Origin of the sequence: Bythopirellula sp., from assembly GCF_041737835.1 — a bacterium.
Lineage (GTDB): Bacteria > Planctomycetota > Planctomycetia > Pirellulales > Lacipirellulaceae > Bythopirellula.
In genome coordinates, this window is sequence record NZ_JBGSQY010000066.1 from 42,963 (window position 1) to 53,661 (window position 10,699).

Below are 10,699 nucleotides of genomic sequence, written 5' to 3' on the forward strand. Positions count from 1 at the left end.
CCTCATGATAGCGGTTGCCTTACGCCATGCGGGGAGAATTTTGCCGAGCTTTTCCCGCAGATTTCGCGATGGAATCAACGTCGCCGACCGCTTGCCAGCTTGCTACAATCCCCGCCTATTTTCGCCTGACCGTCACGGTGGACGCATGCCAAACCTACACCACTCCTGGTCCTGCACTGCTAGACTTTTTGTCATAGCTGCGGCGATTTGCTGCGCTGGCAATTATCTCCACGCGCAAACGGGCATTGTCAGAGCTACCAAGGAAGAGGTGATCGAAATCGGTGGCGATCCCTTTCTGCCCATGGATGTGCGTACCGAAACCGTGAACTTGGCGTTGAACGGTTATTGCCCCGTCACGCTTCGCGATCAGAAACAATGGGTGCTCGGTTCAAACCGCATCCAAGCCCTCCGTGACGGCAAAGCTTTCTTGTTCGCCACGCCCCGGCTCCGCGATATTTTCGTGGCAGCCCCCGAGAGCTACCTGCCCGTGCTCGATGGGGATTGCCCCGTCACATATGCTCAGTCCCAGAAGCGTGTTCCCGGAAAGGTCGAGTTCGGCCTGATCTATCAACGGCGAATCTTTTTGTTTGCAAGTCAAGAAAAGCGAGCCGCCTTTGAGGCCCGCCCCGATGCTTATACCAATGCCGACTTGGTTAACGATGGCTACTGCGTGGTGAGCAAAATGATCGATCACCGGCTGGTCGCAGGTTTGCCTGAGACCGTGGCGATCGTCGATGGAATGCGCTACATGTTTGGATCGGCTTACTATCGCAAGCTCTTCTTGCTGAACCCTCACAAGTTCGGAGTGAGCAAGTCATTCAGCAAAGGCAGCTACACCAAGATCGAGATTCCCAACATCGATTTTGGCAACGGCATGGGCCCGTTCAATTATGGCAACCAGGATCAGCTCGCGAGTTCGCGGATCGATTCCATTCACGGGATGAAAGGAAAGTCGAACAAGAAAATCAGACTTAATGGCGACGAAGAAATCGAAGAGAGCATCGAATTCCGCGCGATGTCGGGCTATTGCCCCGTCACGATTCACACCCAAGGAATCTGGCTCCGCGGCAAGTCGAAATACAAGTCGACGTACGACGGCCGAGTCTATTTCATGGCGGGGACCGAAGAACAAGCCGCTTTCAAGGAAAACCCGCGCGAATACATGCCTGTGCTCGGCGGCGACAGCATCGTCTCGTACATGAATGATTACGAACGCGTTCCAGGCAGCATCTTCCATGCGGTGCAATACAAAGGCCGGTTGTATTTGCTCGTCGACGCCGAGGAGAAATCCACTTTTCGCAAGCAGGCCGCCATCTACGAAGAGGCCGATCTTGCTTATCGTGGTAACTGCGCGGTGACGCGGATTGAAGAAAAACGCGAAGTCGCTGGTCTCGCCGAGTACGAAACCATCTATCACGGGCTGCGCTATCGCATGGCTTCGCGCATCAAATTGGAAGAGTTTCTCAAAAGCCCCCAGGAATTCGAAGACAAGTAGCGTTCAAGCCGTGGCCCAATATCCACCCCGTGCATGATCGAACTCGGCTGCTTGTCCTAGCCGAGACGTGTCGAGCTTCCCATCGCGAAACACTTCGTGCCCCATCACCCACGTTCGCACAGCCCACCCCGTGAGCGTCTGCCCATGCCAGGCGCTCCAGCCGCACTTGGTGAGTTGGTTCTCATTGCGAACTTCTTGCCGAAGGTTCATGTCGATGAGCACCAAATCGGCATCATAACCCTCAACGATGCGGCCTTTATTGACGATATCCCACACCCGAGCGGGGGCATCGCACATTGCATGCACGATCGTTTCCAACTTGCAGCGGCCCTGATTCACTTCGTTGAGCATCAACGCCAGATTATTCTCAACGTTTGGCATGCCCGAAGGGGATTGGGGATATGGCTTGCGTTTTTCTTCGAGAGTATGCGGTGCGTGATCCGTCGCGATCACTTGAATCAGCCCAGTGTTAATTGCCTCCCATAAGGCGGCACTATCGGCGGCCGTTTTCAACGAGGGATTCATCTGCGCGAGTGTTCCCAACCGTGCGTAATCATCAATATTCAGCAACAAATGATGAGGGCAAGCCTCGGCCGTAATCAAACCGCCGTGATCGCCCAGGAGTTTCGTTTCTTCCGCCGTCGAAACATGCAGCACGTGAAATCGATGATTGTGCCGCTTGGCGAGATCAATTGCCCGCCGCGTGGCAATGACCGCCGCTTGATGGTCACGAATTTGCGAATGTACGGCAACGTCGGTGATCCCCGCCAATCGCGCGGCATTGGCTTGCACCGTGGCCTCGTCTTCGCAATGCGCTGTGATGGGCAGCTTCGTTTCCGCGAAGATTCTTTCTAGGTCTTCTTGCGCATCGACGAGCAAATTGCCCGTGCTCGATCCAATAAAAATCTTGATCCCGGGAGTTCCCTCGGCCAATGTTAGTTCTGCCAGATTGTCCGGGGTCGCGCCGATATAAAAGCCATAGTTAACAAGCGACTTCTCCGCCCCGAGTGCCTTCTTCTCGGCCAGTCGTTCCCGCGTGGTGGTCGTTGGCACGGTGTTCGGCATTTCGAGAAATGTCGTCACGCCCCCCGCGGCACATGCCCGCGACGCGCTCGCTAGGTCTTCTTTATGCGTTAACCCCGGCTCGCGGAAATGAACCTGATCGTCGATGACGCCCGGAATGAGGTGCAATCCCGTGGCATCGACCACTTTCTCCACCTGAGTTTGCATTGCCGGATCAATCGCCACGATCTTCGTGCCGTCGATCAACACGCTGACCGCGGCAATGCCGGTGGGGAGCACAACTTGAGCGTTTTTGATCAGCGTTTTCACGACAAACTTTCTCGGCAAATCAGTAGGCGGGAACTAGGCCCTGCATTTTTGCCCAAGCCAGTTGCAAAGTCGAGCCGTCAGCGACCGTTTGTCGAATGATGATTTTGGTGGCCGGTCTGTCGGCGAGCCGTGAATGAACTGAGCCAACCCTTCCAGTGGAAGAACAGCAATAAGCCGACAGCAATCGTCAGCATAAACAACATCACCGCTGGATAGCCGTACCGCCATTCCAATTCCGGCATGTTCCACGGGGAAATCTCTGTGTCAAAATTCATGCCGTACACCCCCGCGATAAAACTGAGCGGAATGAAGATCGTCGAGATGATCGTCAGCACCTTCATGATCTCGTTCATGCGGTTGTTGATTTCCGACGAGAAAAAATCGCGCAGATCGCTACACGCATCGCGATGATTATCCAGCGTGTCGAGAATTTGAATCGTGTGATCGTGGCAGTCACGCAGATACACTGTGGTTTCCTTACCGATTAGCCATTCGTGCCGCGTCGCCAAATCATCGACCGCTTCGCGCAACGGCCAGACAATCCGCCGCAGCAGCCGCACGTCGTGTCGAATGCCGTGCAACCTGGCGATCATGTGGCGCGTCGGTCCTTGCTCGAGTTCTCCGTCCAGGCGATCAACAACTTCGCCAATTCGTTCAAGCGTGGGAAAATAGGAATCGATCATCCCGTCCAACAGCGAATACAACAGATAATCGGGACCCAATTCACGCATCGCCCTGCCGGTGAATTGCATCCGATGCCGAATCGTTTCAAAACATTCGCTCGGACATTCCCGCCAGCTGACGATAAAGTCATTTCCGAGAAAGAAACTCACCTGTTCGAAGGTGTGCTTTTTTCCACGGCGGGGTGCTTGAGCTACCACGAAGAGATGATCGTAGTAGTTTTCAACCTTCGAGCGCTGCGGAATGGCCACTACGTCTTCCAGCGCCAACCGGTGGATGCCAAACAATTGCCCGACCTGCTCGAACAGGCTCGCATCTCCCATACCAACGATATCAACCCACATCACCGGATACTTGCCGCGCAATTCGCGAGCCAATTCCAGACTACAATTGGGATGATCTTCCAGTTTGGCCGGCCCATAGCAGGTCACGCGAATTGTCGGTGGCAACGCCCCTGGCGGAATATTGATCGAGCCAGGCCGGGCCCCTGGCGAAAGGGTGTGCTCATAACTCTTGATGAACATGCTAGTGCTGTGATCGTCGGACGTGTCGCTCATGGTCGTTATGTTGGTTAAGATTTGCCGGTGAAATTGCCAGACAAGCAAGATAACTTGCCGCAATCCCACGACAAACACCAACTTACCACGGCGAAGATTTCCGCGTGAATTGCACTGGATTTTCAATCATTTTGCGGTTTTAAGGGGTTGCTGATAACTCAGATATTCAAGCGGACCTTCGTCGCTCATAAGGCCGCACAATTCCTTGTCGTGCAGCACGTCTTGAACGCGCATCGGCTGTCCATCGACCGTGCACCACTGGTCGACCAAACGAATTCCGTGGCTGTAATCGACATACCAATGAATATGTACGGTGGTCAGCGGCTGAATCGGTTTGCCGTCGAGTTGGTGCCAACCGTAGATCGCCACGTGATCAGGCCGCTTCAAAATCTCATTCGTGATCACCACATCCTTCTTGATTCCCATCACCAAGTCCGTGGGGCGGCGATTTGGCCATTGCTCCTGAATCAGTCGATGATGCTTTAAAAACGTGGCCAGCGATTCCCGCTCTTCGGTCAGCGGTTGAGGCGCAAGCTTTGTCTCCGCGACTTCGTAAATATCTTCAACCATCTTGCGCGTGGGAAGCACGCAGCCCAGCATGTCGGTCAGAAACTGAGCCGTGTACGGCGTGAGCGGCACCCGGACAAAATCGTCGTCGCTCCCCACTATCACATAGTCGGGCGACACGCGATAAACAATCTTGTGCGTCTTACCATCCGCGGTTTCCAATTCCGCTTCAACATTCTTAAATTGCCGCCAGAAGTTGGGGACGTTCCCTTGCAGGATTTCTTTCGTAATCTCGGCTTCACGAACAGCAGGCTCAGCTGCTAGTAAATCCTTGATCACCGCCGTGCCCCCACAAGCATCGGTACGCCGTTGTTGCAGGGCAGGGGCCGCCGCCACCCATTTGTCAGTCGCATAGGGTTCTGGCTGAACCGAATCGTCGTAAGCCCGCGGCGTGGCCAGCTTCCCCCACTTTTCGTGGTGCGGCGTGCCAATTGTTAGCGTTTCCAGCAGCCCGTTCATCTCACCCACCAACCGCGTATGCAAAATGATATTGTCGGGATTGGGATGAATGAGCGCGGTCAACCGCCCATCCTTCGCCGTGTATCTTGCGAAATCTCCTTGTTTGTCCTCCGCGACTTTTGTCTTTTCTTTCACGAAGTCGAGCATGCGATGCGTGGCCCGCCAAGTTCCGCCGGTGGGGCCGACCACTTTCTTGCCGTTGAGTTCAATATTGCGATCGTCATAGGCCAGAACAACAAAGTGATGCGATGGATTCGCATCGAGCCACGCGAGAATCTTCTCTCCATGGTGCTGGGCATTGTCGTAACCATAATTCGCATCCAGAAACGTGATACGTTCCACAAGCGGCGGGATCTCCTCAACCGCGTCGAGATAGCCAAACAGAAAACTCCCCCCGCCGCTGTGTCCTGTGAGAACCACGCGAACGTCCTCGCTGGGCAAATTCGTGGCCAGCGAATCGACGATTTGCCGGATCAATTGTGGCCCCTGCGTGCGTTGGCCTTTCCAAGTCGGCCAGCTTAAATTGTTCGCTTGCACGCAGGCCAAAACGACATTTCGATCCGTTTCCAGCCCGCGAAATTTCCGCCATTGCGCAGCCGCATGCTGAATATCAAAGTGCCAATCCATCTCCTCGGCCAATTGGCAACCCAAAGTTTGCTCAGCCGTATTGCCGTTGGGGGTGGCATAGATGACCAACAACGTCGGCTTGCTCGGATCAAAGTCGCCGGTTCCCGGTGCGACAACAATAGCCCGTGCCTGCTCGGAAAAGCGAATCTCGCGCACCTGCTCGTTGTTGTAGTTGCTACTAACGAATCCTGGCCAAGTCGTGGCAAGTGCTGCTGGAAAGTTACACAGGAGTAGGTACGTCAGAATTCCTGCGCTAAGTCTCTTCATAAGTTAGATTCCGTTGTCAGGTCAACATCTCCATTTAAGAGCCTCTGCGCAACTTGAGCTTGAACTTGCTCGGGCGTCCAGTCAGGATGCTCGGCTTTGATAACGCGTTGCAAGAGTTGGCTCGCGTGGGACCACATGCCGTGGGCAATAGCCAGGCGTTCTGCCGGGCTCTTCGCGCGTAAGACTTCCGCCATCGCGTCGTCGACCACTTCAAAACCTCGCGGGAGCATTTCCATCGCCGCATTTTAGCCGAACGCCGCCAATCGTGGCAGTCACCCGGAATTAGCGCCGACCCGAATTAACGAGGCTGATCGATCAGCGATGTCCCTCGCTTTCGGCCGTGATGTCGGGAATGTGCGTGAACGCGATCCGCATCGGGGCTTGATCGCGGGCTTCATGCATCGACGCGAAGTACACGGAATTGGGCCCCACTTGTTCGTTGATCGCATCCATCGCCTGCGTCGCCCGCAGATTTCGGCGTTCTTCGGCAAACAAGGGGAGCGGAGTATTCAAATCGCTGGCGAAGTCCCACAGCACGATACCGACCTTCAGCGGAATCCCCCCCGGCGGCCGCTCGGCCCACAGTTCTTCAAACGCCCGTAGCATCGTGGGCGTATCCTGGCAGCGGCTCAAATAGGCCACCCCCTGCCACTTCGGCCAACCATATTGATACGACAGGCTCAATTTCATCCGCCGCGCCCAATAACCCAAACGCCGCATGCGGCTGGCGGCTTTATGAATCAGCCGCACCAACACGCCCCGCGCTCCCAGGTCCGTGCGAAACTCGGGGGCCAACACGTGCGAATGGCCCACCGTGCGGCGCTGCGTCGGCACGTCCTCATAATCGAGCCCACGCAGCCAGCACCACCATTGATCCCCCAACACGCTTTGCCAAACGTCGGCCATGCTCTCGCGCGACAAACTGCACATTTGGCGGACATTATAAACGCCCCGATTGTTTAATCTCGCCAGCATCCCCCGCGCAATGCCGGGCAAATCCGTGAGCGACAAACGATACAGCTTGTAAGGCAGTTCATTGTGCGTGATCGATACCAGCCCGTCGGGCTTTTGCATGTTGCTCGCTACCTTCGCGAGAAAACGATTCGGAGCCAAGCCCACCGAGCACCGCAAAAACGGCCCGACCTGACTGTAGATCGCTTCCTTCACGCGCTCGGCGAGCGCGATCGCGTCATCCAGCCCGCGCTGATGTGGAGAAATCTGGCACACCATTTCGTCGATCGAGCAAACCTTTTCCACCGGCAACACCGTCTCCACGGCCTCGATGATCTGGTGATGCACACGGATATACCGCTCGTGATCGGCCAGCACCAAACGCAACTGCGGGCACGCTTTCTTCGCATCGCCGACGTTGGTTCCCGTGCGAATCCCATACGCCCGAGCTTCATAACTCGCGGCGATGCAGCAAGTGCGGTTGGTCATCACCGGCACCACAGCGACAGGCTTTCCCCGCAGCGTCGGCTGAACTTGCTGTTCGACCGAAGCGAAAAATGAATTCATATCGAGAAAAAGCCATTTTACAGTTAGCATACATCTGTACACTAATATTAGGCAAAGGCCAAGTCAAGAGATTTTTCCAGAGGGGCACGAGTCTCCGACTCGTAAATCCGCGGCAGAGATGAACACCGTGCCCAGGCGGAGGTTGTGAAAAGTATGAAAAGTTGATTGCGTTGGAAGGAGGAACATTAACTAACTTAGAGCGTGTTTTGCTCTTTCACTTATCCGGTATGTTCGGCTCGACCAACTTCGCCAGTGCCAGCAGCGATTCTTGCCAGCCGAGGCAGCAGGCTTCGGGTGGGATCACGTCGGGGATGCCCGCTTGTTCGATGCTCAGTTCCGTGCCGACCGAGACTTGCTTGAACGTCACGGTGACTTGCATTTCGCCGGGCAGGTTGGGATCGTCGAATCGATCGACATAGCGGAGCAGCTCCCCAGGTTTGAGTTCCAGATAGCTCCCGCCAAAGGAATGGCTCTTGCCGGTGGTGAAGTTGGTGAACGACATCCGGTACCCGCCGGCCACTTGCGCGTTCATCTCGTGGACTTTCCCCGTGAACCCATTGGGCGGCAGCCACTTGGCCATCGCATCGGGATCGAGAAACGCTTTGTAGACTTTTTCCGGTGGCGCGGTGAGCACACGGTGAAAGTGGATGGTGCTGGGCATGGGAAGTATTCCTTAAGGAAAGGATGGTGGCTATTTATCCACAGGCTTAGGCCTATCCCGAGCTAGAGATGAATATATGGCGTCGACAGCCTCTTGGAATGGAATCAGTCGACTAGAAAGTTGAAAGGTAGTCAAAGACCACTTCAATGGAGGTGAAGGTGGGTCAGCAAAGGCGAGTTCGTAGGCTTTTTCTGCTTTCCAATCGCAGCGAAGCGAGCTGAATTCGTTGAATACCGATGATTCCTTCCAACAGAGTCGAGTGAGAATCTGTTCAAATCTGCAAATCCAATCGCTTTCAAAATGATACATGTTTTTGTAAACGCCACCAAAAGTAATCAGATTGGAACCGTAATAAGGAACGATTCCTTTAGGTGGATGTACGTTAAACATAGAGCGAACGATAAATGGATAATCATCATCATCATTATGTGCTTCTTTTGGGAGTGATTGAATCACTTCTATGTTGTGTTCAAACACCCGACGAGATTCTTCATGTCGTCCGAAATCGAAGGGACAATTAATGAAGCCGTGGATAACAACTTCGACACCCATGGCATAATCCAGTAATAAAGCAATTCACTCTCGTACAGAACCAATAACCTGGGATTGTATGTCAATACTGCCACAAATAAAGATGGACGAAATCTAATTGAGCCACGGATGAAATACGGAAGTACGTTTTTCCGTGTTTCATCCGTGAAATTCCGTGGCAAAAATGATTCACGGAAGCTGAGGCATACGGCTGGCCGTTTTTACGGCTCGCCAATCATTCCGCGGTTGCTGCGCGGATAAACCTTCCCTGGCCGTTGGCATCGAGATATGCCAAATTCACCGCACTTGCCCGGCCATCTGGTCCTATCTGGAAACTCACAGCGCTTTCACCCGTCGCCATTTCGCCGGTCGGCTGATAGATAAAGTCGTCGCGGTCTGCATGCTGTAAGGGAAATCGCATTTTTTTCGGTCCCATCAGCAGTGCAAGTTTCTTGTCCTGTTCAACGACTTCGAGATTACCGTAGTAACTATTGGTGTACTTGCCGACATAGGCCTCCGTAGGCAGCGCGGGCGAATCATCGGCAGCAGGAGCCGTTTCGTGGGTGGTTGGTTCTTCCGATTCTTCAACCAGTCCCCCGAAAAAGCTCAGCCAATCCCTTTGCACTTTGCCCGCCATGGCCAAATCCAAATAGCTCGCCGCGATCGCTTCGGCTGCTCCCATCGGGGCGGCATTGGTAAGAACGACGATGCCGAGCTCTTCAGCAGGGAACATGTTGACGACGGTCGCCGCTCCCAAGTCGAATCCCCCGGAATGCCCTAGGAAGACTCGCCCCTTGTCGTTGTAGCTGACGTTCCAACCCAGACCATAAAAGCCAGCCTGGTCGGTCGCCGGGTTGGCTGCTGGACGGCTGACGATTTGGGGTCGGTGGGTTTCGTTGAGTGCCGCGGACGGTATGACTTGCTTGCCGTCGAACTTTCCCTCGGCAAGTTGCAAACGGAGCCAGTGGGACATGTCGTGTATGGTGGAACTCACGCCCCCGGCCGGCGACTGTGCGTCGGGATCGCGAACATTTTTTGCTGCCCACTTCCCATCGACGCGAACGTGCAGCAACGCCCGGTTGGGAGCGGATTCGTAGTCGGCATAGCGCGAACTGGTCGAAGTCATGCCCAACGGGCCGAAAAGTTTGGCCTCACAAAGTTCTTCCCAGGTCGTGTCGGCCGTGCGCGCTGCGGCAACGCCTGCCTCCGTAAAGCCGAAATTCGTGTACGCATATTGTGAGCGGAAGTATTCCCCAGATTTCAAATATCGCAAGCGATGAAGAACTTCCGCCCGATCGTAGCCCAAATCTTCCAGCAAATCGCCCGCGTGGTCCGGCAAGCCGCTGCGATGGCACAGCAGGTCGCGAAAGGTGAGTTCCCGCGTGACCCAAGGATCGTACAGCTGAAAACCCGGATCGTGGTCGGTTATGGCATCGTCCCAACCAATTTTTCCCTCGCCAACCAAGGCGGCGATCACCGTCGTGGCAATCGGCTTCGAGACCGAGGCCAGCTGAAATACCGTATCTGTTTCGATTGGGTCCGACTCGCCCACCTTTCGTACGCCGAAGCCCTTGAGATAAACGACTTCGTCCTCGTGGACCACCGCGATGGCAATGCCCGGAACGCCCGTTTGTTGGCGCACTTGTTCAACAACTTTTTCAAGCTCAGGCAGCGCGGCCTTCACTTTTTCCCGAGTAACGGCCGGGGACGATGTTGCGCCAACTGCGAGTAACAAGAACATTGTGGCCAGGAAGGTTATGACAGGGCCACGGCCAAGGAGACGAAAATAATAGTTCATATTGCTGTTCCAGAGTTTGTCGCCGCATGTCTTGAACTTGGTACTCGCGGGAAAAATTTTTAGTGGGTGCGATAGCCCAGGACTTTCGGACAGTGGCGGGAGCCGGAATAATGGTTCTCGAAGGAGGTCCGATAGATGGACATACAAGCGAAGCAACAGCGGCCGACGTACAGCGATGAGTTTAAGCGAGATGCGGTGCGTCTGGT

General features: G+C 54.7%; 9 protein-coding genes. 1 reads left to right on the top strand and 8 read right to left on the bottom strand.

From position 1 onward, the window contains the following. Nucleotides 1–4 precede the first annotated feature (4 nt). Nucleotides 5–1,495, top strand: coding sequence for a hypothetical protein (locus AC6T8Q_RS18950; protein ID WP_500680568.1), 1,491 nt, complete (start codon nucleotides 5–7; stop codon nucleotides 1,493–1,495). Nucleotides 1,496–1,498: 3 nt separating this feature from the next. Here AC6T8Q_RS18950 and AC6T8Q_RS18955 read toward each other — a convergent pair whose 3' ends face one another. From AC6T8Q_RS18955 to AC6T8Q_RS18990, 8 genes are all read right to left on the bottom strand, one after another. Next, the gene (locus AC6T8Q_RS18955) at nucleotides 1,499–2,827 is read right to left on the bottom strand and encodes a dihydroorotase (protein ID WP_500680569.1); all 1,329 of its coding nucleotides are present in this window, start codon (nucleotides 2,825–2,827) and stop codon (nucleotides 1,499–1,501) included. A 77-nt stretch (nucleotides 2,828–2,904) separates the two neighbouring features. Next, nucleotides 2,905–4,065, bottom strand: coding sequence for a magnesium/cobalt transporter CorA (gene corA / locus AC6T8Q_RS18960; RefSeq protein WP_500680570.1), 1,161 nt, complete (start codon nucleotides 4,063–4,065; stop codon nucleotides 2,905–2,907). A gap of 126 nt (nucleotides 4,066–4,191) precedes the next feature. After that, nucleotides 4,192–5,985: a hypothetical protein gene (locus tag AC6T8Q_RS18965; RefSeq protein ID WP_500680571.1), complete on the bottom strand. Its 1,794-nt coding sequence runs from the start codon at nucleotides 5,983–5,985 to the stop codon at nucleotides 4,192–4,194. Beyond that, the gene (locus AC6T8Q_RS18970) at nucleotides 5,982–6,221 is read right to left on the bottom strand and encodes a hypothetical protein (RefSeq protein WP_500680572.1); all 240 of its coding nucleotides are present in this window, start codon (nucleotides 6,219–6,221) and stop codon (nucleotides 5,982–5,984) included. Before AC6T8Q_RS18970 ends, AC6T8Q_RS18965 begins: the two co-directional genes overlap by 4 nt. A 79-nt stretch (nucleotides 6,222–6,300) precedes the next feature. Continuing rightward, nucleotides 6,301–7,503, bottom strand: a complete 1,203-nt coding sequence (locus AC6T8Q_RS18975) for a DNA polymerase Y family protein (protein ID WP_500680573.1) — start codon at nucleotides 7,501–7,503, stop codon at nucleotides 6,301–6,303. A 214-nt stretch (nucleotides 7,504–7,717) separates the two neighbouring features. After that, complete coding sequence (locus AC6T8Q_RS18980; protein WP_500680574.1) at nucleotides 7,718–8,164, bottom strand: SRPBCC family protein; 447 nt, start codon at nucleotides 8,162–8,164, stop codon at nucleotides 7,718–7,720. 30 nt (nucleotides 8,165–8,194) lie between these two features. Then, nucleotides 8,195–8,716 (bottom strand): hypothetical protein, encoded by a 522-nt coding sequence (locus AC6T8Q_RS18985; RefSeq protein ID WP_500680575.1) that lies wholly within the window; start codon nucleotides 8,714–8,716, stop codon nucleotides 8,195–8,197. Nucleotides 8,717–8,930: 214 nt separating this feature from the next. After that, nucleotides 8,931–10,493 carry a serine hydrolase gene (locus tag AC6T8Q_RS18990; RefSeq protein ID WP_500680576.1) on the bottom strand — a complete coding sequence of 521 codons (1,563 nt, stop codon included), beginning with the start codon at nucleotides 10,491–10,493 and terminating at the stop codon, nucleotides 8,931–8,933. Between the last annotated feature and the right edge of the window lie 206 nt (nucleotides 10,494–10,699).